This window comes from Streptomyces sp. NBC_00335, from assembly GCF_036127095.1.
Lineage (GTDB): Bacteria > Actinomycetota > Actinomycetes > Streptomycetales > Streptomycetaceae > Streptomyces.
In genome coordinates this window covers 3225483-3249129 of sequence record NZ_CP108006.1, presented here as the reverse complement: position 1 = coordinate 3249129, position 23647 = coordinate 3225483, and the positions used below count along the sequence as shown (strand labels likewise).

Here is a 23647-nt window from a genome sequence, read left to right as displayed (position 1 = left end):
GATCCGGCGGACGCGTCCAGCCCTTGGTACACATGGGTCGGACGCGTCGGCAGTTACTGATCGGTCACTGTCTGGTTCACGACGATCCGGTAACGACTCATGAACGGGCCTTTAACTGACATCTACGCGCGTTACGATCGCGGCGAAACCAGCGCCGGTCGTGGCGCTTCGGTCAGGTTTTGAAGGAGCCTCCCCTTGCGCCGGATCACCAGGATCGCCACCGTGGGCATCGCGTCCGCGGCGCTGGCCCTCTCGGCCACCGCCTGTGGCGGTAAGAAGTCCTCGGACTCGTCTTCCTCGTCCTCCTCCCCGGAGAAGTCCGCCGCCATCGCGTACGACATCGGTGGCCGCGGCGACCAGTCGTTCAACGACGCCGCCTACGCGGGCCTCTCGAAGGCCGAGAAGGACCTCAAGATCAAGGGCGCCGAGGCGGAGCCCACCGATGGAGAGGGCGAGGCCGACAAGGTCCAGCGCCTCACCGAGCTGGCCCGCAAGGGCAACAACCCGGTCATCGGCGTCGGCTTCGCCTACGCGCCGGCCATCAAGAAGGTCGCCGAGAAGTTCCCGGACACCACGTTCGGCATCATCGACGACACCTCGGTGACCGCGAAGAACATCGCCAACCTCGTCTTCAACGAGGAGCAGGGCTCCTACCTGGCCGGCGTCGCCGCCGCCAAGGCGTCCAAGACCGGCACGGTCGGCTTCATCGGCGGTGTCGAGGTTCCGCTGATCAAGAAGTTCGAGGCGGGCTTCGCCCAGGGCGTCAAGGACACCAACCCGAACGCCAAGGTGCTCACCCAGTACCTGACCCAGCCGCCGAACTTCGACGGCTTCGCCAAGCCCGACCTGGGCAAGGCCGCGGCCGAGGGCCAGCTCGACAAGGGCGCCGACGTGATCTACTCGGCCGCCGGTCTGGCCGGTTCGGGTGCCATCGAGGCCGCCTCCGCCAAGGGCAAGTGGTCCATCGGCGTCGACTCGGACCAGTACAACCAGGCCGGTCTGGCGAAGTACAAGGACTTCATCCTGACCTCGGTCACCAAGGATGTCGCCGACTCCGTCTACAACCTGATCAAGTCGGTCCAGGACGGCAAGCCCGAGTCCGGCGAGGTCCGCTACGGCCTGGACAAGGACGGCGTCGGCCTGGCCGACTCCAACCCGAAGTACAAGGAGATGACTGACGTCGTCGCCGCGGTCGAGAAGGCCAAGGCCGACATCATCGCCAAGAAGATCGAGGTCAAGACCGCGCCGTAAGGCCTGGTCCGACCTGCTGCACACGTGATACCCGGGGTCCGGGAAGCGGTCTCATCGCTCCCGGGCCCCGGCCCGTGTCACGTGGTTTCATGTGATCTTGTGGCCGGTTGGCCGCAAGTTTTCACTTTCGACAGTGCTACGCGCGTAGAAGCATCGTGGACGCGATACTTTCTCCCCCCGCCCTGTCCCCTCCCTGCCTTCAGCTCCTTCCGCGCCAAGGAGAGTGCGTCATCAACGCGTCCAGCCCGCCCCCCGCCGTAGAACTGCACGGCATCACCAAGCGCTTCCCCGGCGTCGTCGCCAACAAGGACATCGCGATCACCGTCCGCAAGGGCACGGTCCACGCCCTCGTCGGCGAGAACGGCGCCGGCAAGTCGACGCTGATGAAGATCCTCTACGGCATGCAGAAGCCGGACGAGGGCACCATCGCCATCGACGGGGAGCAGGTCTCCTTCACCAGCCCCGGCGATGCCATCGCCCGCGGCATCGGCATGGTGCACCAGCACTTCATGCTCGCCGACAACCTCACCGTCCTGGAGAACGTGGTTCTCGGCGGCGAGAAGCTCTACGGCATCGGCGCGAAGGCCCGTAAGAAGATCAGGGAGATCTCGGACGCGTACGGCCTCGGCGTGCGTCCCGACACCCTCGTCGAGGACCTCGGTGTCGCCGACCGCCAGCGCGTGGAGATCCTCAAGGTCCTCTACCGCGGCGCGAAGATCCTCATCCTCGACGAGCCGACGGCCGTGCTCGTGCCGCAGGAGGTCGACGCGCTGTTCGACAACCTGCGCGAGCTCAAGTCCGAGGGCCTGACCGTCATCTTCATCTCGCACAAGCTGGGCGAGGTCCTGAAGGTCGCCGACGACATCACCGTCATCCGGCGCGGCACCACGGTCGGCACCGCCGACCCGCGCACCACCACGACCAAGCAGCTCGCCGAGCTGATGGTCGGCTCCGAGCTGCCGTCGCCGGAGACCCGCGAGTCCACGGTGACCACCGTCCCGATGCTCCGGGTCGAGGCCCTGACCGTCGCCGCGGGCGGCGCGCCCGTCGTCACGGAGGACACCGCGCGCACGCCGGGCCTGCCGGACGCCAACCTGCGCGAGACCCCGGTCGCCGGACGCCTGCTGCTCGACGGGATCAGCTTCACGATCCACAAGGGCGAGATCCTCGGCATCGCGGGCGTCGAGGGCAACGGCCAGACCGAGCTGATCGAGGCCCTCATGGGCATGCTGACCCCCGACGCGGGCGTCATCACCCTCGACGGCAAGGACATCACCAAGTCCCCGGTGCGCAAGCGCCGCGAGGGCGGCATCGGCTACATCCCCGAGGACCGCCACCGGCACGGCCTGCTGCTGGAGTCCTCCCTCTGGGAGAACCGCATCCTCGGCCACGTCACCGAAGCCCCCAACTCCAAGCGCGGCATCCTCGACCCGAAGGCCGCCCGCAAGGACACCGAGCGGATCGTGCGCGAGTACGACGTCCGCACGCCCGGCATCGAGGTCACCGCGGCCTCGCTCTCCGGCGGCAACCAGCAGAAGCTGATCGTCGGCCGCGAGATGAGCCACAACCCGAAGTTCCTGATCGCCGCCCACCCCACCCGCGGTGTGGACGTCGGCGCGCAGGCGCAGATCTGGGACGCGATCCGCGAGGCCCGCCGCGAAGGCCTGGCGGTCCTGCTGATCTCCGCGGACCTGGACGAGCTCATCGGCCTGTCCGACACCCTGCGGGTCATCTACCGCGGCCGCCTGGTCGCCGAGGCCGACCCCGCGACCGTGACCCCCCAGAAGCTGGGCACCGCCATGACGGGCGCCGCTTCCGGGCACCTCGAAGTCCCGGTCGGCGACACCGAAGCCACCGAAGCCACCGACAACCGCTCCGACGCCGGCACGGATGCCCGTACCGACTTCCCGGAGGACGAGGCCCGATGAAGAAACTCGACAAGGACCGGCTGATCCTCGGCTTCGCCGGGCCCGCGCTCGCGCTGGTCACCGCCTTCCTGCTGACCATGATCGTGCTGGCGGCGACGGGTGTGGACCCGATCGAACCGCTGCGGCTCATGGTGGAGAACGCGGGCTACGAGGACGTCCAGGTCCTCATCGTCAACCAGGCCGGTACGTACTACCTGGCGGCTCTGGCCGTGGCCATCGGCTTCCGGATGAACCTCTTCAACATCGGCGTCGACGGCCAGTACCGGCTCGCGGCGATGGTGTCGGCGGTCGTCGGCGCGGCGGTCACGCTGCCCGGCCCGCTCCACATCCTGCTGATCGTCATCGTCGCCATGCTGGTCGGCGCCTTCTGGGCCGGCATCGCGGGCGTCCTGAAGGCCAAGCGCGGAGTCAGCGAGGTCGTCTCCACGATCATGCTGAACGCGATCGCCACCAGTCTGATCGCCTGGCTGATCCTGCCGAAGAACCTCGGCGTCCAGCCGAAGGGCTCCAACGACCTGACCACCGGCGAGATCGCCAAGTCGGGCTGGTTCCCGGCGATCTCCCTCGGTGACGGCCTGGAGATCTACGGCTTCACCTTCCTCGCCTTCGCACTGGGCATCGTCTACTGGTTCGTGCTGGGCCGCACCCGCTTCGGCTTCGACCTGCGCGCCACCGGCGCCAGCGAGTCCGCCGCGCAGGCCTCCGGTGTGGACGCCAAGAAGATGATCATCACCTCGATGCTCATCTCCGGCGCCGTCGCCGGCCTCGCCGGCATGCCGGTGCTGCTGGGCGAGAGCCACACGTACAGCCTGTCCTTCCCGGTCGGTGTCGGCTTCACCGGCATCACCATCGCGCTGCTCGGCCGCAACCACCCGGTCGGCATCTTCTTCGCCGCGTTCCTGATGGCCTTCATCGACAAGGCCTCGGCCTCGCTCGACACGGCCGGGTACGCGAAGGAGATCGGCACGATCATGAAGGGCCTGATCGTGATCGCGGTCGTCGTCTCCTACGAGCTCGTCCGCCGTTACGGGATCCGACGCCAGCAGCAGAAGGTCGGCGAGGAGCTGGCCGCAGGCCACGCCATCACGACCGAGAAGGAGGTCTCGGCGTGAGCACCAGCACCGTTTCCGCGACCAGCGCCGCGCCCAAGAAGCAGGGCGGCCGCACCAAGCTCACCCTCCCGTGGATCATGCTGATCATCGCGGGCGGCCTCGCGCTCATCTCGCTGGTCCGCGTGATCAGCGGCGCGGACGACCTGACCTCCATCGGCCAGGTCTCCGGAGCGCTCTCCCTCGCCGTGCCGATCGGCCTCGCCGGACTCGGCGGCCTGTGGGCCGAGCGCGCGGGCGTCGTCAACATCGGCCTCGAAGGCATGATGATCCTCGGCACCTGGTTCGGTGCCTGGGCCGGCTACCAGTGGGGCCCGTGGACCGGCGTCATCGCCGGCCTGATCGGCGGCGCCATCGGCGGCCTGCTGCACGCGATCATCACGGTCACCTTCAACGTGAACCACATCGTCTCCGGTGTGGCCATCAACATCCTGGCCCTGGGCTTCACCCAGTACCTGTCGAACTTCACGTTCGCCGAGGCGCCCGGCGGCTCCTCCAAGCAGTCCCCGCGCGTCGAACCGATCTACGAGATCACCGTGCCGGGGTTGTCGGACTGGATGGCCACCCTCCAGGGCAAGCACTGGTTCTTCGTCTCCGACATCGCGGGCGTGATCGGCGGCCTGGTCACCGGCCTGTCGCTGCTGACCGTCGTCGCACTGCTGCTGATCCCCGGCACCTGGTGGGTGCTGTGGCGCACCACCTTCGGCCTGCGGCTGCGCTCCTGCGGCGAGAACCCCATCGCCGCCGAATCGCTCGGCGTCAACGTCTACAAGTACAAGTACATCGCGGTGATCGTCTCGGGCGCCCTCGCGGGCCTGGGCGGCGCGTTCCTGTCGATCGTGGCCAGCCCGATCTACCAGGAGGGCCAGACCGGCGGCCGCGGCTACATCGGCCTCGCCGCGATGATCTTCGGCAACTGGATGCCGGGCGGCATGGCGCTGGGCGCCGGCCTGTTCGGCTTCACCGACAGCCTCAAGCTGCGCGGCGGTGCCGAGAACGTCCACGCGATGCTGCTGCTCATCGCGATCCTGCTCGTCCTGGTCGTCGCCTGGCAGCTCTACAAGAAGCGCTACGTCCCGGCCGGCATCTCGGCGGTCTTCGCCGTGCTGCTGTTCCTCTGGTACGCGCTCACGGACCAGGTGCCCAGCCAGTTCGTGGACGCCGCCCCGTACCTGACCACGCTGCTGGTGCTCGCGCTGTCCGCGCAGCGCCTGCGGATGCCCAAGGCGGACGGCATGCCGTACCGCAAGGGCCAGGGCAAGTGACGGCCGCTCCCGACTGGGAGGCCCTGCGCGAGGCCGCCCGGGAGGCGATGTCCCGGGCGTACGCCCCGTACTCGGGCTTCCCGGTGGGCGTCGCGGCACTGGTCGACGACGGCCGCACCGTCGTCGGCTGCAACGTCGAGAACGCCAGCTACGGGCTCGGCCTGTGCGCCGAATGCGGGCTGGTCTCCTCCCTCCAGGCCACCGGCGGGGGCCGCCTCACGCACTTCACGTGCGTGGACGGCAAGGGCGAGATCCTCGTCCCCTGCGGTCGCTGCCGCCAGCTCCTCTTCGAGTTCGGCGGCGCGGAGCTCCAGGTGGAGACGCCGGAAGGCGTCCTGCCGCTCTCCGCGATGCTGCCGCAGGCCTTCGGGCCGGACCACCTGAGATAGCCGCGGCGACGGCCCTCCGCCCCCACCGGGCGGGGGGCCGCCGTCCTTTCCCCGGCACGTACCCCTCTCCTCTCTCTATGCGCGTAGAAGGAAGCACTTCCATGGACGTCATCTCCGTCATCCGCACCAAGCGCGACCGCGGTGAACTGAGCCCCGAGCAGATCGACTGGGTCATCGACGCGTACACGCGCGGCGTGGTCGCCGACGAGCAGATGTCGGCGCTGGCGATGGCCATCCTGCTCAACGGCATGAACCGCACCGAGATCGCCCGCTGGACCGCCGCGATGATCGCCAGCGGCGAGCGGATGAACTTCGACTCCCTGTCCCGCCCGACCGCGGACAAGCACTCCACCGGCGGCGTCGGCGACAAGATCACCCTGCCGCTGGCCCCGCTCGTCGCCGCCTGCGGCGCGGCCGTACCGCAGCTCTCCGGCCGCGGCCTCGGCCACACCGGCGGCACCCTGGACAAGCTGGAATCCATCCCCGGCTGGCGCGCCCTGCTCTCCAACGAGGAGATGCTGCACGTCCTGGACACCACCGGCGCCGTCATCTGCGCCGCCGGCGACGGCCTGGCCCCGGCCGACAAGAAGCTCTACGCGCTGCGCGACGTGACCGGCACCGTCGAGGCGATCCCGCTGATCGCCTCCTCGATCATGTCGAAGAAGATCGCCGAGGGCACCGGCTCCCTGGTCCTGGACGTGAAGGTCGGTACCGGCGCCTTCATGAAGAACATCGAGGACGCGCGCGAGCTGGCCCGCACGATGGTCGGCCTGGGCACGGACAGCGGGGTCAAGACGGTCGCCCTGCTCACCGACATGTCCACCCCGCTCGGCCTCACCGCCGGCAACGCCCTGGAGATCCGCGAGTCCGTCGAGGTCCTGGCGGGCGGCGGCCCCTCGGACGTCGTCGAGCTGACCCTGGCCCTGGCCCGGGAAATGCTGGACGCCGCCGGCATCAAGGACGCCGACCCGGCGAAGGCCCTGGCCGACGGCCGCGCGATGGACGTGTGGCGCCGGATGATCGCGGCCCAGGGCGGCGACCCGGACGCGGCGCTGCCCGTCGCGCGCGAGCAGCACGTGGTCACGGCCCCGTCCTCGGGCGTGCTGACGCGTCTGGACGCGTACGGCGTCGGCGTGGGTGCCTGGCGCCTGGGCGCCGGCCGCGCGCGCAAGGAGGACCCGGTCCAGGCGGGCGCGGGCATCGAGCTGCACGCGAAGCCCGGCGACACGGTGGTCGCGGGCCAGCCCCTGATGACCCTGCACACGGACACCCCGGAGAAGTTCGACTACGCCCTCTCCGCACTGGACGGCACCTTCGACATCGCGGCAGCCGGCACGTCCTTCTCGGCGACCCCGATCGTCCTGGACCGCATCGCGTAGTCCCGGCCCACGATCCCGTCGGCGCGGCTCCCCGTCCGGAGCCGCGCCGGCGCCTTTTCGCGGGCCCGTCGGCTCACAGGTCCGGCAGGGCCTGCCCGGGCTTCGGCTCGCGCCGGTGCTCCAGCCAGAACAGGTAGCCGCGCAGGTACGCCTCCAGGCCGTCGTCGATGTAGGCGGCGAAGTCCCGGTGGCCCTGCGCGGCGTCGTGGTAGTGACCCAGGTACCGCGGGTCGGCGTTGTATCCCCAGTGGGGGTGGGTGTCGGCGCCCCAGTCGGCGGCTATGTCCACGGCCCATTCACGGACCCGCCCGCGGTCCCGCCACCAGTCGCGGACGGCCTCCACGGTCCAGTGGTCGTCGCCGTCCCAGTTGTAGCCCTGACAGAGCTCCAGTGACGCGCCGCACAGCATGTCGAAGACCTCGCCCTCGTCCACCGGCTGGCGGAAGACGAACTCGCCTCCGAACCCGCCGCCGTGGTCGTCGTCGTACGAGATGTGGTGGGGAGCGTCCAGGCGGCCGATGGCCAGGCTGTCGGTCTCGCCGGCGTAGAAGGGGCCCGGCACGTTGCGCCAGTTGCGCTCCTCCCACTTCCCGGTGAACATCGCCGCGTCCAAGTGCGACTCGGTCTCGGTCAGCCGCCGGGCCGTGGGCAGCGGGTTCCAGTACGAAGGCTTCATCGCGCCATTGTGCTGAGCGGCCGATGAGTTCCGGCAAACAGAGGAGTCATCCCCTCGTGGAGATGACTCGACTCGTACTGCCCGGACCCGGACCGGCCGCACCGGACGTGGCGCAGCTGTGCGCTCGGCTGGCGAGGCTCTACGGGGACGGGGCGACCGCGGTGGTGTGCGACGCCGCCGCCGTCACCGCGCCGGGCCTGCGCACCGTCGAGGTGCTGGCCCGGCTGCGGCTCACCGCCGGGGACCGGCCCTTCAGGGTCACCGGGGCCGGGCCCGCCTTACGCGCGCTCCTCGGCCTCGTAGGACTCGTCGAGCTGCTCGGGGAGCCCGAAGAGCGGGAACCACCGGGCGGTGTCCAGGAAGGCGTTCAGGCCGGTGACCTTCCCCCCTGACACCTCCAGCACCTGGAGCGCCCACGGGGTCCAGCCCGGCTGACCGTCCTCCCGCAGCCGGTACTGGCCGAAGGCGGGCATGCCGTTCGCCGTGGTCGGGAGCAGCCGCGAGCCCTTGCAGCCGATGCCCTGGTTCAGGTGCCAGGCCGCGATGTCCTCGTGGCCCTGGAGCCAAAGGTCGAACGGCGGCATCGACAGCACCGCGTCCTCGTGGAGCAGGGCGGTGAGCCGGGAGATGTCGTACGCCTCGAAGGCGGCGAGGTACTGCTCCAGCAGCTTGACCTGGTCGGTGTCCAGCGGGTCCGCGGACTCGCTCTCCCGGATCCGGGTGGCGGCGAGGGTCGCGCGGGCCCGCTGCAGGGCGCTGTTCACCGACGCGACGGTGGTGTCCAGCAGGGTGGCGACCTCGTCGGCCTTCCAGGCCAGCACCTCGCGCAGGATCAGTACGGCCCGCTGCTTGGCCGGCAGGTGCTGGAGCGCGGCGACGAACGCGAGCCGTACGGACTCCTTGGCCAGCGCCATCTCCGCCGGATCGGCGGTCTGCGGCAGCACCCGCCCGTCGGGCACCGGCTCCAGCCAGGTCACCTCGGGCCGCTCGTTGAGCACGGCGGAGGCCTGGTGCTGCGGGGCGCTCAGGTCCATGGGCCGGGCCCGCTTGTTCCCCGCGTTCAGCAGGTCCAGGCAGACGTTGGTGGCGATCCGGTACAGCCAGGACCGCAGGGAGGACCGGCCCTCGAACTTCTCGAAGCTCCGCCAGGCACGGATGTAGGTGTCCTGTACCGCGTCCTCGGCGTCGAAGGCCGAGCCGAGCATGCGGTAGCAGTAGCCGGTGAGCTCCACGCGGTAGCGGTCGAGCGCGGTGTCGAGCTCGGGTGCGAGGTCGGTGGCTTCGGTCATGTCCCTTGATCCCCCTGCTAGTTCCCGGTACTTCGGAAACTACCCGAGGGCTCTGACAACCGCAGCCCGGCACGCGGCCCGGCACGCGGCGGCGGATCGTTTCCCTACAACTGCCACCGGGCCCGCACCACCCCGTCCGCGTCCGGCAGCACACCGGTGAACAGGGACTTCCGCTCGTCGGCGTAGATCGACAGCAGGGCGGCGGCCCGGGCGCCGGCGAGCACCCGCGCCAGCTCCGCACGCTCCTCCTCGTCGACGACACCGCTGGAGATCCGGCCGTCCGCGTCCTCCCACACGCATTCGACCGTGAACTCCTCGGGCAGCCCGGCCAGCAGCCCGTCGGTGTCGGCGGACAGCCCCGGCCAGACGTTCAGCAGGGCGCGCGGCGCGAGCCCGGCCCGGACGGCGTCGAGCCGGCTCCCGTCACCGATGGGGTACCAGCGGGAGGCGTTCGCGGCGGGGCTCTCCTCGACCAGGTCTGCGGATCCCGCACGGTGAGCAGCCCGGCCCCGCTCTCCTCGGCGAAGGCCCCGACGGCCGCCAGATACGCGGCCTCGACCGGCCCGCGGTCGCTGTCGGAGTCCTGCGTCCCCTGGTAGGTCCCGTTCGGGGCCCGGTCGGCGGGGTCGTACTTGGTCACCCGGTACACATGGGGCAGCGACATCTCAGGCCTCCCCTTCCCCTTCGTACGGCGGGATGGTCCAGCGTAGGACGGCCTCGCCATCGCGCTCCTCCAGGGTGACCGGGTACACCCGGCCCTCCTCCCGCTCGCCCTGGTGCCGCTCGGAGTGGTCCCCGGGGTCCCAGCCGAGCCCGAGCACCCGGCAGCCGCCCAGCTCGATGGCCCCGGCCAGCAGCGGGTGGCCCCAGCCGGCGCGCCGGGCGCGGTGGTAGTCGGTGTGGGGCTCCACGGACACGCGCAGGCCGTTGCCCGGCCCCGCCCTGACCCAGTCCCTGATCCGCTCCGCCAGAGCCGCGGCCTCGCCCAGCGGGAGGTCGAGGAAGCCTAGGGGGCCGGATGCTCCGGCGGTCGGCCCGCCGCCGAACACCGCCTGGGCCTCGTCCTCGTACCGGCCCCGGTACGTGACGTCCGCCAGGCCGTTCACGGCTTCGCCGTTCAGCCCTTCGAAGGCGTCCAGGGCGCGGGCGTCGCCCAGGACCATGCCGCAGCGGTCGACCGGGAGGTCGCCGAGGGGGACCGGGTCCGGGCCGTGGGTCCAGGGGAGGCCGAGGGATATCTCCAGGGCGGAGATCACCGGTTCGCCGTCGAAGGGGGAAGGCGAGGTCCAGGCCCGTACCGGCAGGGGGCGGTCGGTGGCGGCGGGGACGGCCACGGCCTCGAAGCCCCACGGCTCGGGCCCGGCCGCCCCGCCGTCGTGGAGGTGGCCGCCGCCCGTCGCCGCCATGGCCAGGGCGCGGTCGGAGAGGGGCGGGGTGTCGTCCGGGCGGTGGTCGATCCAGCCGGCCTTGCCCAGGACGAGCACCCCCGACGGGGCCGTGACCGCGGCCAGGGGCAGGGGCGGGCGGTCCGGGAGGGGCCAGGACGCCGGCGGGCTGAAGTCGCACCACGTGCCGTCGAAGGGATAGGCGGCCGAGTCGATGAGCCGCGTGACGCGGACGCCCTCCGCGCGGATGGAGGCGGCCTCGTCCCGCGTCCAGTACACCGGGTGGCCCGTCTTCGCGGCGAAGGACTCCTCGTCCTTCCACTCCCACGCGCGGTCCGGGGTCACCGTGATGTCGAGTTCCTGGTCGGTCACGTGCACGTCCGCGCCGTCCCCGGTGCGGACGCGGGATTCCAGGTTCACGTACCAGCTGCGGAACTCCTGCTCCAGCGTGAAGCTCCACCACACCGCGTGCCCCGCCCCGGCCGGCTGCAGGATCAGCGCGCCGCCGTGGCGCCACCGGTCCGCCCGCAGTGGGTACGAGCCCTCCGGCGGCAGGTCCCGAAGGTGGGTGCCGGCCGGGATGGTGGCGCGCCAGAGCGGGGTGCCCGGGGCGACCCACAGCAGCAGGCCGTCGGCGCCGGACTCCACCACGCGGGCCGGGCAGATCATGCTGACCGTGCTGCCGAGTATGAGGTGAACGTTGACTATGGACATGATCGGCGATCATGCCATCCGGGACTGACGGCCCCGGTGGGGCGGCCCTCAGCGCGCCGCGAGCGCCGCGATCCGGGCCGTACGGGCCGCGTGCGACCCGTACAGGGTGATCGTGACGACCCCGGCGACCGCGAGCAGCGCGAGGGTGACCGTGGCCGCCCAGCCCGCCGAGTGGTAGGCGAGGGCGCCCAGCGTGCCGCCGGCGCTGGAGCCGACGTAGTACGCCGACTGGTAGAGCGCCGAGGCCTGCGCGCGGCCCGTCTTCGCCGTACGGCTCACCGCCGCGGAGGCCACCGCGTGGCCCGCGAAGAAGCCCGCCGTGATGAGGATCAGGCCGAGCAGGATCGCGGTGAGGGACTCCGCGAGGGAGAGGAACAGGCCCGCCGCCGTCGTGGTCACCGCCAGGTACAGCGCGCCGCGCCGGCCCAGCCGGGCCACCAGCTGCCCGGCCGCCGCCGAGGAGACCGTACCGACCAGGTAGATCAGGAAGATCGAGCCGATGAGGCCCTGCCCGAGCGAGAACGGCTCGTCCACCAGGCGGTAGCCGATGACCGTGTACACCGCCCCGAACACGGTCATGAACAGCGCGCCGATCCCGTACAGCCGCAGCAGCAGCGGATCGCGCAGGTGCCCGGAGACGGTACGTCCCACCTCACGCGGGTTCAGCGAGGCCGGCCGGAAGAACCGGGCCCGGGGCAGGAGGACCAGGAACGCCGCCGCGCAGGCCAGCGACATCAGGCCGACGGCCAGCAGCCCGCCGCGCCAGCCCCAGACCTGGGCCGCCCAGCCCGTGACGAGGCGGCCGCTCATGCCGCCGATGGAGTTGCCCGCCACGAACAGGCCGATCGCGGCGACCAGCGCCTTCGGCTTCACCTCTTCCGCCAGGTACGCCATCGCGGAGGCCGGGATGCCGGCGATCGCCGCGCCCTGAACGGCGCGCAGCGCGATCAGCCACTCCAGGTTCGGTGCGAAGGGCACGAGGAGGCCGACGCCGACCGCGATCACCATCGAGCAGGTCATCATCCGGGTCCGCCCGAAACGCTCCGAGAGCGCGCTGAGCGGCAGGACGAACAGCGCGAGCGCACCGGTGGCCGCGGAGACCGTCCAGCTGGCCTGACCCGCCGTCACGCCGAAGCCGTCGGAGATCGCGGGCAGCAGCGCCTGGGTGGAGTAGAGGAGGGCGAAGGTGGCCAGACCGGCGGCGAAGAGCGCCAGGCTGAGGCGGCGGTAGCCGGGACGGCCGGGCTCGTGCGCCTCGGGTGCGGAGGCGGGGGCCTCGGGTGCGGAGGCCGGGAACGACGGGGTGGAGGCACCCGGGATGACGGGTGCCCCGGTATGAGCGGGAGGCATGCCTACGACGGTAGGCCCGTCCTTTTCATGCGTCCAATGCACGGATTCGCGATAATCAATCCATCCATGCATCAGCGCAGGTCAGATGGGTGTCTATCGATGAGTCGTTACGAAGAAGACATGGCCGTGACACATGCGCTGGCCCCGCGCCTCGCCTACTTCGTCGCCGTCGCCCGGCACGAGCACGTCACCCGCGCCGCGCACGAGCTGGGCGTTCCCCAGTCCACCCTGTCGCGGGCCATGGTCCGCCTCGAACAGGACCTGGGCGTCACCCTGTTCGCCCGCAAGGGCCGTACGGTCGCCCTCACCGTCGCGGGCCGCACCTTCCTCGCCTCGGCGGAGCGCTCGCTGGCCGAGATCGCCCGCGCCGCCGGCTCCGTACAGCAGGACGCCGACCCGTCCTTCGGCAAGGTCGCCTTCGGCTTCCTGCACACCCTGGGCCCCGAGACCGTACCCGGCCTGATCCGGGCCTTCCGGGCCGACCACCCCGGCGTGCGGTTCTCCCTGGTCCAGAACTACGGCGAGGCCATGCTGGAGCGGCTGCGCGCCGGCGAGCTCGACCTCTGCCTGACCTCGCCGCTGCCCGACGCCCCGGACCTGGTGGCCCGGCGGCTCGACGAGCAGCGGCTGCGCCTGGTGGTCCCCGACGACCACCGGCTCGCCACGCGCAAGCGGATCCGCCTCGCGGAAGCCGCCGAGGAAACCTTCGTCACCCTGGAGCCGGGCTACGGGCTGCGCCGCATCACCGACGACCTGTGCGCGGAGGCCGGGTTCACGCCCCGGGTCGCCTTCGAGGGCGAGGAGGCCGAGACCCTGCGCGGGCTCGTCGCCGCCGGTCTCGGTGTGGCGCTGCTGCCGCCGCCGGCGGTGGCCCGGCCCGGGGTCGTCGAGCTGACGGTCACCGCCCCGCGCGCGGTCCGCGAGATCGGGGTGGCGTGGCTCGACGGGCACCCGGACACGCCTCCGGTGGCGGAGTTCAAGAAGTTTCTGCTGTCCCGTCGGGGGCGGCTGATTCCGGAGCTTCAGCCGGGGGGTGAGTGAGCGGGGTGCGGGTGGCGGAGGCGGCGGCCGCGGCCGTCGCCGACAGCAGGAACCCCGCCTGGAAACGGGACTTGGCCCCCACCGCCCGCATGATCTCGGCGATGTGGCGCTGGCAGGTCCGCTCCGACATGCCGAGGCGCCGGGCGATGACCTTGTCCTCCAGCCCCTCCGCCAGGAGCCGCACGATGTTCTGGCGCAGCTCGTCGGAGATCGAACGGGCCTGGTCCGGCCCGACGGTGGTGCTGAAGGGCTCGGCCTCCGCCCAGCAGCGCTCGAAGGTCTGCGCCATGAAGTGGACGACGTTGGGCTCGCGCACCACCAGCGCCGCCTTGATGTCGTCCTGTACCTCCATCAGCCCGGTGTGCCGGTCGACGAGGATCATCCGCATCAGCCCGTCGCCGACGGTACGGACCTGCGAGCCGAGCGCGGTCACCCGCTCCACGTAGGCGGCCGTCGGGCGGGAGTAGCGGGCGGTGTGCTGGTAGAGGGTGCGCATCCGCACGCCCCGGGCCAGCATCGCCTCGTCCCGGACCACCGCCCCCTCCAGGGTCGCCGTGCTGCGGCCGCCGCCCGGGTGGCAGGTCAGCACCTCGGACTCGGCCGAGGCGATGAGCTCCCCGATCAGGTCCTGCAGCGCGTCCGGGTCGGTGACCAGCTCCAGGGCGTTCGCCCCGCCCCGGTCGCGCAGGTCGGCGCCCGCCTCGTACGCGGGGAGCAGGTTCTCCAGCCGGTCGCGCAGCCGGTCCATCTCGTCGTGGGTCTCGCGCACCCGCAGGGCCAGCGGGGCCAGCGTCCGGGCCACCGCGGCCCGCGGGGACACGGCGCTCCAGCACACCCGCGCGGGCTCGTCGGGGCGGACGCCGTCCGCGGCGGAGGCCGGGTGGGAGCGGGGCTGGATCAGGTGGGCCGCCGCGAGTTCGGCGAGGGCGTCGCCGACCGACTCGCCGAGCGCCTCGCCGGCTTCCGTCTCGGAAAACGTGTGCCGCTCGGCCGCGTACCCGTAAAGACGCCGGGCCACGGAGCTCAGTTGGTCCGTTTCATCCGATGGCATATACATATTCGTCCCGGCCTGTGCCGATTCGTAAACCCCTCGTGTTCCCGCAAGGCACCAAGACGATGCCCTCCGATCTTCGTGAGGATAGGCCTAACCGGCACAGTGGTACCACGGCGTTCTCGGGGGAGGGCGCGGGCATTTTCAAGTCCGCGCTTCGCCGGCCTGGCATCGCGCCCTCGCGCGGGCGTGTGCCTCAAGGTGGTCGCGCCGGGCCCGCCCGTGTCATCCGACCGGGAGGGGACGGCGCGGCCGGCACGGACGGCCCGGCGTGACCACACCGAATCCGGGCGCTTCGGCCCGCAGCGCGCGGCTGCCCTTCGGGGGCCTTCCTTGCCCTTCCGGGCAGTCGCTGCCCTTCGGGGCCCTCCGCCCCGCCGCCCTCCGTCGTAGGCGTGGGGTGTCAGCCGCGCAGGGACCGCTTGTAGCCGGAGGCCAGCGGCATCCGCAGGCCCAGCGGCGGGGGAGCCGCCAGCGCGTCGGTGACCGGTCGCGAGTAGGGCCCCGAGAACACGGAGCCCAGTACGAAGTCCACGGACAGGGCCACGACTTCGTCCTGGTGCTCGCGCAGCCCGTGCCCGTCGGAGTGCACCTCGAAGCGGCACGTCGTGCGGTTCGCCTTCTTCGCCCGGGTCGCCAGCCGGTACGACAACTCCGGGTCGCTGCGGGCGTCGTTGGTGCCGTGCACGATCAGGACCCGGCGGCCCGAGAGCTGCTTCACCGGTTCGGGGGAGTCGGTGTCGGACTGCCGCGGGAACGAAGGGGCGAGTGCCAGAACGGAGTTGACGGCTTCGTGGCCGGCCGCGGCGAGCGCCGCCCGGCCGCCCGCGTCGTAGCCGGCCAGGCACACCGGGACGTCCCCGTACCGGCGGACCACCTCGTCCGCGGCCCACTGGGCGTCCCCTTCCCGGGTGCCCGCACCGTGGATGACCTGGTGCGTGACCAGCCCGTCCGCCGCGCCCGCACGGGCCAGGGCCCGAGCCAGCGGACGTACCGGACCGGGGGACAATCTGGACGCTCCGGGGAGAAGGAGCACCACACCACTGACCGTTGAGACCGAGCCGTTCGCGCCGGCCGCCCGCCCCAGGCGGGCCCCGCGCGCCGGCGGCGCATGCTGTGCCATGACGGAACAGTCTCAGACGCCGAGGTGTACGCCACCCGTCCGCGCGGTCACTGTTACATATCGGGGGCGGACTCCGTCTCACCGCTCTACGCGCGTAGGAGCTAGAGTGCCCAGATGACGAGCGAGACCCCCAACCTGCCCACCCCGGATCAGATCAGCCGCTCCCCGAAGGTGCTCCTGCACGACCACCTCGACGGTGGACTGCGCCCCGGGACCATCATCGAGCTGGCCCGCGAGGTCGGCTACGAGAACCTTCCCGAGACCGACGCCGACAAGCTCGGCATCTGGTTCCGGGAGGCCGCCGACTCCGGTTCCCTGCCGCGCTACCTGGAGACCTTCGCCCACACCTGCGCGGTCATGCAGACGAAGGCGGCCCTCTTCCGGGTGGCCGCCGAGTGCGCCGAGGACCTCGCCGAGGACGGCGTCGTCTACGCGGAGATCCGTTACGCGCCCGAGCAGCACCTGGAAGCCGGCCTGACCCTCGAAGAGGTCGTCGAGACGGTCAACGAGGGCTTCCGCGAGGGCGAGCGCCGCGCGAAGGCCAACGGTCACCGGATCCGCGTCGGCGCGCTGCTGACCGCGATGCGGCACGCGGCCCGCGCGCTGGAGATCGCGGAGCTGGCCAACCGCTACCGCGACAACGGCGTCGTCGGCTTCGACATCGCCGGCGCCGAGGCCGGGTTCCCTCCCACCCGCCACCTCGACGCCTTCGAGTACCTCAAGCGCGAGAACAACCACTTCACCATCCACGCGGGCGAGGCCTTCGGCCTGCCGTCGATCTGGCAGGCCCTGCAGTGGTGCGGCGCCGACCGGCTCGGCCACGGTGTGAAGATCATCGATGACATCGAGGTCGCCGCCGACGGTTCCGTGACGCTGGGCCGCCTGGCCTCGTACGTCCGGGACAAGCGGATCCCGCTGGAGATGTGCCCGACGTCGAACCTGCAGACGGGTGCGGCGCTCTCCTATGCCGAGCACCCGATCGGCCTGCTGCGGAAACTGCACTTCAGGCTGACGGTCAACACCGACAACCGGCTGATGAGCGGCACCAGCATGAGCCGCGAGTTCGAGCACCTGGTCGACACCTTCGGCTACTCGCTCGACGACATGCAGTGGTTCACGGTCAATGCGATGAAGTCCGCGTTCATTCCTTTCGATGAACGACTGGCCATGATCAACGACGTGATCAAGCCCGGTTATGCGGAGCTGAAGTCGGAATGGCTGTTCCGTCAGACCGCTTCCACCAGCGGTTCCGTCTCGGCCTAGGCCAAGGCATGACGAACTGAAAGCGCCCGGGAGGAGCAATTCCCGGGCGCTTTCTCGTATTTAATGATGTTTGCGAGAGGGGGTTTGAAGTGACTAGTTTGCGGAGCCGCTCATTTCCCCGTCGCAAGGACGATTCTTCATGAAGCACACAGCTGCCAAGACCCTCGGTGTTGCCGCTCTCGGTGCCGCCTTCGCCGCCGTCGCCGCCGGTAGCGCCTCGGCCGTCCCCGCCGTCGGTCTCAGTGACGCGCTGGGCACCGTCACGGGCGCGGTCCAGGGCGCGACCAGCCAGCAGCACGTGGCCGCCGAAGAGGGCCAGCAGGCCTCCGACGCGAGCGACCCGGCCGCCGTGCTCGGCCCGGTGACCGGCCTGCTCGGCGGTCTGCCGACCAGCGGCCTCGGCGCCTGATCCACTCAGGATCCCCTGTCGGATTCGTACGCGACCCGTACGCGATTCGCACGCACGCCCACGCGGCGCACACCTCTTCGAACGGGTGTGTGCCGCGTCGCGGCATGTGCCAGGATCACCGCCAACTGCCCGCCGACCCCATGGGTATGAGGTTTCGATCATGCGAATGAAGGCACGAACGGCCACGGCCGTACTGCTCCCCGCCCTGCTGTCCGCGATGGTGGGCTGCGGCAGTACGAACACCCCGGCCTCCGGCAAGGGCCCGGACCCGAAGGGCTCCGCGAGCGCGCCCGGGCAGTCCGCGTCGGCGGGCTCGGCCGGCACGGGTGCCCCCGGCTCCGCGGGCAGCGGCACAGCCGGCGCTGCGGGCGGTGCGGGCGGTGCGGGCGGTACGAACGCTCCCAAGCAGGGCGGCAGCCGGCTGGAGCGCTCCGCCCTGGAGCAGGGCGACCTGACCGGCTACCAGATCTCCGCGAACGGCAAGAACCCGAACGCCCCCGACGGCCAGCCGCAGGCGGACCGCAAGGCCTGCCAGCCGCTCGCCGACATCATGGGCGACAAGCCCGACCCGGCGGCGCGCGAGACCGTGAACCGGGGCATCGGCTCCCAGAAGCAGATGGGCCTGGCCGTCTCCGCCTCCGTCAGCTCCTACGCCGAGTCCGACGCCAAGGCGCTGATCGCCCGGCTGAAGGACGCCGTGGCGGCCTGCGCCACCGGCTTCACCGCCACCGTCGAGAAGCAGAGCGGCGCGTACCGCGAGGTGAAGGCGGCCGACTACAAGACGGGCGGCGACGAGAGCGTCAGCTGGACCACGACCGCGGCCGCCGAGGGCGTCACCGCCCAGGTGCACCTGGTCGTCGTACGCCAGGGCGACACCGTCGTGCGTCTCATGGCTCTCAACGTCGCGGGCGGCCGCCAGACCCCCCAGGTTCCGCACGAGGTCGCGGACAAGCAGCTGCAGAAGGTCCGCGCCGCGCGCTGAATTCCCGGTCCGTCCGGCTACCAGCCGGTGGCGGCGGAAGGGGTGCCCGACTTCTCGTTCGGCAGGAGCACCCACAGCGCCAGGTAAAGGAGGAACTGCGGGCCGGGCAGCAGGCACGAGACGACGAAGATGATCCGCATCGTGTTCGCGGATATTCCGAACCGGCGCGCCAGACCGGCACAGACTCCGCCGATCCATCGTCCGTCACGGGGGCGGGCAAGGGCGCTCATGGTCTCTCCTCGGTCGTTGTGCGGTCCGCGGGATGTTTTCCCGCGATGCCTCAATACTCCCGCTGAACAGAGGACAGAACGTCGGTCCAAGGGCCGAGCCCGACCCTGGTAATTCTCGGGGTCCGGCCCTGAGAGCGCCGCAGCCGGGACCGCAGGGCCGGGATGACGGCCAGGTGCGCGAGCACCACGCCGAGGGTGTTCAGCAGCACCGAATCCACATCGACGACCTGCCCCGGGACCGCCATCTGGAACATCTCGATGCCGACCGAGAACAGCGCGCCCGCGGCGGCCGTCCGGGCCAGCGAGGACCACGTGGCCAGCGGCGAAAGCTCCACCCGGCCGCTGATCAGCGGCAGCAGCACCCCGAGCGGGGCCAGCAGCGCCAGCCCGCCGCCGATCCGGCGGGCGGCCTCCAGGGGCCCGTAGGAGAGGTCGGCCCTGATCCCCTCCAGCGGGGTCAGATTGGCCGCCGCCGCCCAGGGCACGTCCAGCGGGCGCAGCATCAGCCAGCCGACGAGCAGGAGGTGGGCGGCCAGCAGGACCCCGGTGAGAAGCCGGATCCACAGCTGTACGGCGACGGCGCTGCCGCTGCCCTTGACACGGTTGCCCTCGAGACGGTGCACGCCAGTGGAGACGCGGGTTCCGGTGCTCGCGGTTCCGGGGAAACCCCCGGTCAGCCGGTGGCGAGCAGCACAATCAGGATGAGCGCGCCGATCACGGCGGGCGCGATGATCTCGTACGACCAGGAGACCTTCACCGAGCCCTGCGCGCCGGCCCGCGAGGCGCAGCGCTCGTGCAGTTCCCGGAGCTCGTCGACGATCCGGTCGGCGGAGGCCCGGCGGACGTCCTCGTCCGGGGTCTTGGCCTGTCCGTTGCCCAGACCGAGCCGGCCGGCCTGGCGGCGGTTGGCCTTCTTGCGCTCCCGCAGGGAGACCGCGATGGACCACATCTGGTACGTCGCCCCCTCCGCCAGCACCTCGGCGGAGAACCGGGCCCGCACGGTGTCGACGGCCGCCCAGGGCAGCTCGATGACCCGGAAGGGGTTGCGCACGCGCAGCCGGTCGTCGTTGGCGAAGACGGCCGGACGGACCGTGAACGCGACGATGACCGGGGCCAGGCACAGAACGGTGGCGAGGGCGATCCACGGGACGTTCCCGGAGCCCCGCACCACGGCGTCCCCGCAGAGCCACGCGAGCAGCGCGAGCAGTACCACCCCGGTGACGGTGGCCATCGGGGAACGGTAGACCCGGTCGTCGTACGCCGGCTCTTCGGTGGGCTGCTCGCTGCTCATGCGGCAGATTCTGCCTCAAGCCGTCTCAGCCCACGAGATCGGCGTACGGGAGGGGCGGGCCGGGACGGCTGCCGGGAGCAAGCGGGGTGTCCGATTCCGAATGAATCGGGGGGAGGGGGTGACAGGCCGCTACGCGCGTAGATATGCTCATGTGGTGACCATGCCCACCACCCTCACCGCATTCGCTGACGTGACGACGTCCGACAGTGCGCTGCGCCGCTTCCTGCACGGGCTGCCCGGCGTCGACGCTGTCGGCCTGGAGGCCCGCGCGGCCTCCCTCGGCACCCGCTCGATCAAGACGACGGCCAAGGCGTACGCCATCGACCTCGCCATCTCGATGATCGACCTGACGACGCTGGAAGGCGCGGATACCCCGGGCAAGGTCCGGGCGCTCTCCGCCAAGGCAGCCAACCCCGATCCGACCGACCGCACCACGCCCATGACGGCCGCCGTCTGCGTGTACCCCGACATGGTGGCCACCGCCAAGGCCGCCCTGAACGGCGCCGACGTCAAGGTCGCCTCCGTCGCCACGGCCTTCCCGGCCGGCCGCGCGGCCCTGCCCGTCAAGCTCGCCGACACGGCCGACGCCGTGGCCGCCGGCGCCGACGAGATCGACATGGTCATCGACCGTGGCGCCTTCCTCGCCGGCCACTACCTCGACACCTACGAGCTGATCCGCTCCGTCAAGGCGGCCTGCGTCCGTCCCGACGGCAGCGCGGCCCGGCTCAAGGTGATCTTCGAGACCGGCGAGCTGTCCACGTACGACAACATCCGCCGCGCCTCCTGGATCGGCATGATGGCCGGGGCCGACTTCATCAAGACGTCCACCGGCAAGGTCGGGGTCAACGCGACGCCCGCGAACACGCTGCTCATGCTCGAAGCCGTCCGCGACTTCAAGGCGCAGACTGGAATCCAGATCGGCGTGAAGCCGGCCGGCGGCATCCGGACCACCAAGGACGCGATCAAGTTCCTGGTCCTGGTCAACGAGACCGTGGGCGAGGACTGGCTGTCCAACCACTGGTTCCGCTTCGGAGCCTCCAGCCTGCTCAACGACCTGTTGATGCAGCGCCAGAAGCTGAGCACCGGCCGTTACTCCGGTCCCGACTACGTGACGGTGGACTGATCATCATGGCATCCGCATTCGAGTACGCACCCGCCCCCGAGTCCCGGTCCGTCGTCGACATCGCGCCCTCCTACGGGCTTTTCATCGACGGCGAGTTCACCGACGCGGCGGACGGCAAGGTCTTCAAGACCGTCTCCCCGGCCTCCGAAGAGGTCCTCTCCGAGATCGCGCAGGCCGGCGCCGCCGACGTGGACCGTGCCGTGAAGGCCGCCCGCAAGGCCTTCGAGAAGTGGTCCGCGCTGCCCGGCTCCGAGCGCGCCAAGTACCTCTTCCGCATCGCCCGGATCATCCAGGAGCGCAGCCGCGAGCTGGCCGTCCTGGAGACCCTCGACAACGGCAAGCCGATCCGGGAGACCCGCGACGCGGACCTCCCGCTCGTCGCCGCGCACTTCTTCTACTACGCGGGCTGGGCCGACAAACTCGACCACGCGGGCTACGGCGCGAACCCCCGCCCCCTCGGCGTGGCCGGCCAGGTCATCCCGTGGAACTTCCCGCTGATGATGCTCGCCTGGAAGATCGCCCCGGCGCTCGCCACGGGCAACACGGTCGTGCTCAAGCCGGCCCAGACGACCCCGCTGTCCGCGCTCTTCTTCGCGGACATCTGCCGCCAGGCGGGCCTGCCCAAGGGTGTCGTCAACATCCTCCCCGGGTACGGGGACGCGGGCGCGGCCCTCGTCGAGCACCCGGACGTGAACAAGGTCGCCTTCACCGGCTCCACCGCCGTCGGCAAGGCCATCGCGCGCCAGGTCGCCGGCACCTCCAAGAGGCTCACCCTGGAGCTGGGCGGCAAGGGTGCCAACATCGTCTTCGACGACGCCCCCATCGACCAGGCCGTCGAGGGCATCGTCAGCGGCATCTTCTTCAACCAGGGCCAGGTCTGCTGCGCGGGCTCGCGCCTCCTGGTCCAGGAGTCGATCCACGACGAGCTGATCGACTCGCTCAAGCGCCGGCTGACCACGCTGCGCCTGGGCGACCCGCTCGACAAGAACACCGACATCGGCGCGATCAACTCCGCCGAGCAGCTCGCCCGGATCACCGCCCTCGCGGACACCGGCGAGGCGGAGGGCGCCGAGCGCTGGTCGGCGCCGTGCGAACTGCCGAACGCCGGCTACTGGTTCGCCCCGACGCTCTTCACGAACGTCTCCCAGTCGCACACCGTCGCCCGCGACGAGATCTTCGGCCCGGTGCTGTCCGTGCTGACCTTCCGCACGCCCGACGAGGCCGTCGCCAAGGCCAACAACAGCCAGTACGGCCTGTCCGCCGGCATCTGGACGGAGAAGGGCAGCCGCATCCTCGCGGTCGCCAACAAGCTCCGTGCGGGTGTGGTGTGGGCCAACACGTTCAACAAGTTCGACCCGACCTCGCCCTTCGGCGGCTACAAGGAGTCGGGCTTCGGGCGCGAAGGCGGCCGTCACGGCCTGGAGGGCTACCTCGATGTCTGATTCTTCGGCGCAGACGCGTCTGAGCGTCTTCAAGACCTACAAGCTGTACGTCGGGGGCAAGTTCCCCCGCTCCGAGAGCGGCCGGGTGTACGAGGTGTCCGACTCCAAGGGCAAGTGGCTGGCCAACGCACCCCTGTCCTCCCGCAAGGACGCCCGTGACGCGGTCGTCGCGGCCCGCAAGGCCTTCGGCGGCTGGTCGGGCGCGACCGCGTACAACCGCGGCCAGATCCTCTACCGCGTCGCCGAGATGCTGGAGGGCCGCCGCGAGCAGTTCGTCCGCGAGGTCGGCGAGGCCGAGGGCCTGTCCAAGACCAAGGCCGCGGCCGTCGTGGACGCGGCCATCGACCGCTGGGTCTGGTACGCGGGCTGGACCGACAAGATCGGCCAGATCGTGGGCGGGGCCAACCCGGTCGCGGGCCCGTTCTTCAACCTCTCCACCCCCGAGCCGACCGGCGTGGTCACGGTCGTGGCCCCGCAGGACTCGTCCTTCCTCGGACTGGTCTCGGTGATCGCCCCGGTGATCGCCACCGGCAACACGGTCGTCGTCATCGCCTCCGAGAAGGCGCCGCTCCCGGCGCTCTCCCTCGGCGAGGTCCTGGCCACCTCCGACCTGCCCGGCGGCGTGGTCAACATCCTGTCCGGCAAGGCCGCCGAGATGGGCCCGCACCTGGCGTCCCACCAGGACGTCAACGCGATCGACCTGGCGGGCGCCGGCGAGGCGCTGGCCAAGGAGCTGGAGATCGCGGCCGCGGACAACCTCAAGCGCGTCCTGCGTCCACAGCCTGTGGACGACTGGAGCGCGGACCCGGGCACGGCGCGCATGACGGCGTTCCTGGAGACCAAGACCGTCTGGCACCCGACCGGGTCGCTGGGCGCGGGCGGATCTTCTTACTAGGGGCCCAGAGGCCCCACCCCCCCGAAGACGGGCCCCGGCGGCGTCCCCCGCGCTGCCGGGGC

The 23647-nt window shown here is 71.1% G+C and carries 25 protein-coding genes; 14 read left to right on the top strand and 11 right to left on the bottom strand.

Annotated elements, in window-relative coordinates:
• The first annotated feature begins 195 nt into the window (after nt 1–195).
• From OHA37_RS14330 to OHA37_RS14305, 6 genes are all read left to right on the top strand, one after another.
• Complete coding sequence (locus tag OHA37_RS14330; protein ID WP_266905245.1) at nt 196–1251, top strand: BMP family lipoprotein; 1056 nt, start codon at nt 196–198, stop codon at nt 1249–1251.
• A gap of 263 nt (nt 1252–1514) precedes the next feature.
• Nucleotides 1515–3179 carry an ABC transporter ATP-binding protein gene (locus OHA37_RS14325; RefSeq protein ID WP_266912784.1) on the top strand — a complete coding sequence of 555 codons (1665 nt, stop codon included), beginning with the start codon at nt 1515–1517 and terminating at the stop codon, nt 3177–3179.
• The gene (locus OHA37_RS14320; RefSeq protein WP_266905243.1) at nt 3176–4291 is read left to right on the top strand and encodes an ABC transporter permease; all 1116 of its coding nucleotides are present in this window, start codon (nt 3176–3178) and stop codon (nt 4289–4291) included. Before OHA37_RS14325 ends, OHA37_RS14320 begins: the two co-directional genes overlap by 4 nt.
• Nucleotides 4288–5553, top strand: coding sequence for an ABC transporter permease (locus tag OHA37_RS14315; protein WP_266905241.1), 1266 nt, complete (start codon nt 4288–4290; stop codon nt 5551–5553). The genes OHA37_RS14320 and OHA37_RS14315 overlap by 4 nt, the downstream gene beginning before the upstream one ends.
• On the top strand, nt 5550–5942 hold the full coding sequence (locus OHA37_RS14310) for a cytidine deaminase (RefSeq protein ID WP_243333749.1): 393 nt from the start codon (nt 5550–5552) through the stop codon (nt 5940–5942). The genes OHA37_RS14315 and OHA37_RS14310 overlap by 4 nt, the downstream gene beginning before the upstream one ends.
• 101 nt (nt 5943–6043) lie before the next feature.
• Nucleotides 6044–7321: a thymidine phosphorylase gene (locus OHA37_RS14305; protein WP_266905236.1), complete on the top strand. Its 1278-nt coding sequence runs from the start codon at nt 6044–6046 to the stop codon at nt 7319–7321.
• 73 nt (nt 7322–7394) lie between these two features.
• Here the strand turns inward: OHA37_RS14305 and OHA37_RS14300 are convergent, their stop codons facing one another.
• Nucleotides 7395–7997, bottom strand: a complete 603-nt coding sequence (locus tag OHA37_RS14300; protein ID WP_266905234.1) for a ferredoxin — start codon at nt 7995–7997, stop codon at nt 7395–7397.
• Between the two features lie 62 nt (nt 7998–8059).
• On the opposite strand from OHA37_RS14300, the gene OHA37_RS14295 reads away from it, so the two are divergent.
• Complete coding sequence (locus tag OHA37_RS14295) at nt 8060–8389, top strand: STAS domain-containing protein (RefSeq protein ID WP_266912782.1); 330 nt, start codon at nt 8060–8062, stop codon at nt 8387–8389.
• Here the strand turns inward: OHA37_RS14295 and OHA37_RS14290 are convergent.
• From OHA37_RS14290 to OHA37_RS14270, 5 genes are all read right to left on the bottom strand, one after another.
• Complete coding sequence (locus OHA37_RS14290; protein WP_266905232.1) at nt 8276–9286, bottom strand: sigma-70 family RNA polymerase sigma factor; 1011 nt, start codon at nt 9284–9286, stop codon at nt 8276–8278. The genes OHA37_RS14295 and OHA37_RS14290 overlap by 114 nt on opposite strands.
• Nucleotides 9287–9390: 104 nt before the next feature.
• The gene (locus OHA37_RS14285) at nt 9391–9582 is read right to left on the bottom strand and encodes a hypothetical protein (RefSeq protein ID WP_266905230.1); all 192 of its coding nucleotides are present in this window, start codon (nt 9580–9582) and stop codon (nt 9391–9393) included.
• A 74-nt stretch (nt 9583–9656) separates the two neighbouring features.
• Nucleotides 9657–9950, bottom strand: coding sequence for a hypothetical protein (locus tag OHA37_RS14280; protein ID WP_266905228.1), 294 nt, complete (start codon nt 9948–9950; stop codon nt 9657–9659).
• A 1-nt stretch (nt 9951) separates the two neighbouring features.
• Entirely contained in the window at nt 9952–11385 is a 1434-nt protein-coding gene (locus OHA37_RS14275; RefSeq protein WP_266905226.1) for a DUF402 domain-containing protein, read from the bottom strand.
• A 48-nt stretch (nt 11386–11433) separates the two neighbouring features.
• Nucleotides 11434–12735, bottom strand: coding sequence for an MFS transporter (locus OHA37_RS14270; protein WP_266905224.1), 1302 nt, complete (start codon nt 12733–12735; stop codon nt 11434–11436).
• Nucleotides 12736–12834: 99 nt separating this feature from the next.
• Between OHA37_RS14270 and OHA37_RS14265 the strand changes: the two genes are divergently transcribed.
• On the top strand, nt 12835–13776 hold the full coding sequence (locus OHA37_RS14265; RefSeq protein WP_266905222.1) for a LysR family transcriptional regulator: 942 nt from the start codon (nt 12835–12837) through the stop codon (nt 13774–13776).
• Here the strand turns inward: OHA37_RS14265 and OHA37_RS14260 are convergent.
• A complete protein-coding gene (locus tag OHA37_RS14260; RefSeq protein WP_266905220.1) occupies nt 13712–14794 on the bottom strand; it encodes a helix-turn-helix domain-containing protein in 1083 nt (360 codons plus the stop codon). The two genes, OHA37_RS14265 and OHA37_RS14260, sit on opposite strands and share 65 nt — an antisense overlap.
• 436 nt (nt 14795–15230) lie before the next feature.
• Entirely contained in the window at nt 15231–15950 is a 720-nt protein-coding gene (locus OHA37_RS14255) for an alpha/beta hydrolase (protein WP_266905218.1), read from the bottom strand.
• A gap of 114 nt (nt 15951–16064) precedes the next feature.
• Between OHA37_RS14255 and OHA37_RS14250 the strand changes: the two genes are divergently transcribed.
• The 3 genes from OHA37_RS14250 (at nt 16065) to OHA37_RS14240 (ending at nt 18604) form a co-directional block, all read left to right on the top strand.
• A complete protein-coding gene (locus OHA37_RS14250) occupies nt 16065–17213 on the top strand; it encodes an adenosine deaminase (protein ID WP_266905216.1) in 1149 nt (382 codons plus the stop codon).
• A 139-nt stretch (nt 17214–17352) separates the two neighbouring features.
• A complete protein-coding gene (locus OHA37_RS14245) occupies nt 17353–17622 on the top strand; it encodes a hypothetical protein (RefSeq protein WP_266905214.1) in 270 nt (89 codons plus the stop codon).
• Between the two features lie 166 nt (nt 17623–17788).
• On the top strand, nt 17789–18604 hold the full coding sequence (locus OHA37_RS14240) for a hypothetical protein (protein ID WP_266905212.1): 816 nt from the start codon (nt 17789–17791) through the stop codon (nt 18602–18604).
• A 17-nt stretch (nt 18605–18621) separates the two neighbouring features.
• On the opposite strand, the gene OHA37_RS14235 is transcribed toward OHA37_RS14240, so the two are convergent.
• From OHA37_RS14235 to OHA37_RS14225, 3 genes are all read right to left on the bottom strand, one after another.
• The gene (locus OHA37_RS14235; RefSeq protein WP_266905211.1) at nt 18622–18834 is read right to left on the bottom strand and encodes a PspC domain-containing protein; all 213 of its coding nucleotides are present in this window, start codon (nt 18832–18834) and stop codon (nt 18622–18624) included.
• 50 nt (nt 18835–18884) lie between these two features.
• Complete coding sequence (locus OHA37_RS14230; protein ID WP_266912780.1) at nt 18885–19400, bottom strand: VanZ family protein; 516 nt, start codon at nt 19398–19400, stop codon at nt 18885–18887.
• A gap of 107 nt (nt 19401–19507) precedes the next feature.
• Nucleotides 19508–20125: a PH domain-containing protein gene (locus OHA37_RS14225; protein ID WP_266905209.1), complete on the bottom strand. Its 618-nt coding sequence runs from the start codon at nt 20123–20125 to the stop codon at nt 19508–19510.
• Nucleotides 20126–20285: 160 nt separating this feature from the next.
• Here OHA37_RS14225 and deoC point away from each other — a divergent pair, with 160 nt between their 5' ends.
• The 3 genes from deoC to OHA37_RS14210 are packed head-to-tail and all read left to right on the top strand — an operon-like array spanning nt 20286 to nt 23585.
• Nucleotides 20286–21248, top strand: coding sequence for a deoxyribose-phosphate aldolase (deoC, locus tag OHA37_RS14220; protein ID WP_266912778.1), 963 nt, complete (start codon nt 20286–20288; stop codon nt 21246–21248).
• A 5-nt stretch (nt 21249–21253) separates the two neighbouring features.
• A complete protein-coding gene (locus tag OHA37_RS14215) occupies nt 21254–22690 on the top strand; it encodes an aldehyde dehydrogenase family protein (protein ID WP_266905207.1) in 1437 nt (478 codons plus the stop codon).
• Nucleotides 22683–23585: an aldehyde dehydrogenase family protein gene (locus OHA37_RS14210; protein WP_266905205.1), complete on the top strand. Its 903-nt coding sequence runs from the start codon at nt 22683–22685 to the stop codon at nt 23583–23585. Before OHA37_RS14215 ends, OHA37_RS14210 begins: the two co-directional genes overlap by 8 nt.
• Nucleotides 23586–23647 lie beyond the last annotated feature (62 nt).

Coding starts and splice junctions, on each gene's coding strand:
- OHA37_RS14215 (WP_266905207.1), top strand. CDS start 21,254: ATGGCATCCGCATTCGAGTACGCACCCGCCCCCGAGTCCCGGTCCGTC.
- OHA37_RS14280 (WP_266905228.1), bottom strand. CDS start 9,950: ATGTCGCTGCCCCATGTGTACCGGGTGACCAAGTACGACCCCGCCGAC.
- OHA37_RS14275 (WP_266905226.1), bottom strand. CDS start 11,385: ATGTCCATAGTCAACGTTCACCTCATACTCGGCAGCACGGTCAGCATG.
- deoC (WP_266912778.1), top strand. CDS start 20,286: ATGCCCACCACCCTCACCGCATTCGCTGACGTGACGACGTCCGACAGT.
- OHA37_RS14225 (WP_266905209.1), bottom strand. CDS start 20,125: ATGAGCAGCGAGCAGCCCACCGAAGAGCCGGCGTACGACGACCGGGTC.
- OHA37_RS14250 (WP_266905216.1), top strand. CDS start 16,065: ATGACGAGCGAGACCCCCAACCTGCCCACCCCGGATCAGATCAGCCGC.
- OHA37_RS14290 (WP_266905232.1), bottom strand. CDS start 9,286: ATGACCGAAGCCACCGACCTCGCACCCGAGCTCGACACCGCGCTCGAC.
- OHA37_RS14245 (WP_266905214.1), top strand. CDS start 17,353: ATGAAGCACACAGCTGCCAAGACCCTCGGTGTTGCCGCTCTCGGTGCC.
- OHA37_RS14305 (WP_266905236.1), top strand. CDS start 6,044: ATGGACGTCATCTCCGTCATCCGCACCAAGCGCGACCGCGGTGAACTG.
- OHA37_RS14210 (WP_266905205.1), top strand. CDS start 22,683: ATGTCTGATTCTTCGGCGCAGACGCGTCTGAGCGTCTTCAAGACCTAC.
- OHA37_RS14240 (WP_266905212.1), top strand. CDS start 17,789: ATGAAGGCACGAACGGCCACGGCCGTACTGCTCCCCGCCCTGCTGTCC.
- OHA37_RS14295 (WP_266912782.1), top strand. CDS start 8,060: ATGACTCGACTCGTACTGCCCGGACCCGGACCGGCCGCACCGGACGTG.
- OHA37_RS14255 (WP_266905218.1), bottom strand. CDS start 15,950: ATGGCACAGCATGCGCCGCCGGCGCGCGGGGCCCGCCTGGGGCGGGCG.
- OHA37_RS14235 (WP_266905211.1), bottom strand. CDS start 18,834: ATGAGCGCCCTTGCCCGCCCCCGTGACGGACGATGGATCGGCGGAGTC.
- OHA37_RS14320 (WP_266905243.1), top strand. CDS start 3,176: ATGAAGAAACTCGACAAGGACCGGCTGATCCTCGGCTTCGCCGGGCCC.
- OHA37_RS14270 (WP_266905224.1), bottom strand. CDS start 12,735: ATGCCTCCCGCTCATACCGGGGCACCCGTCATCCCGGGTGCCTCCACC.
- OHA37_RS14265 (WP_266905222.1), top strand. CDS start 12,835: ATGAGTCGTTACGAAGAAGACATGGCCGTGACACATGCGCTGGCCCCG.
- OHA37_RS14300 (WP_266905234.1), bottom strand. CDS start 7,997: ATGAAGCCTTCGTACTGGAACCCGCTGCCCACGGCCCGGCGGCTGACC.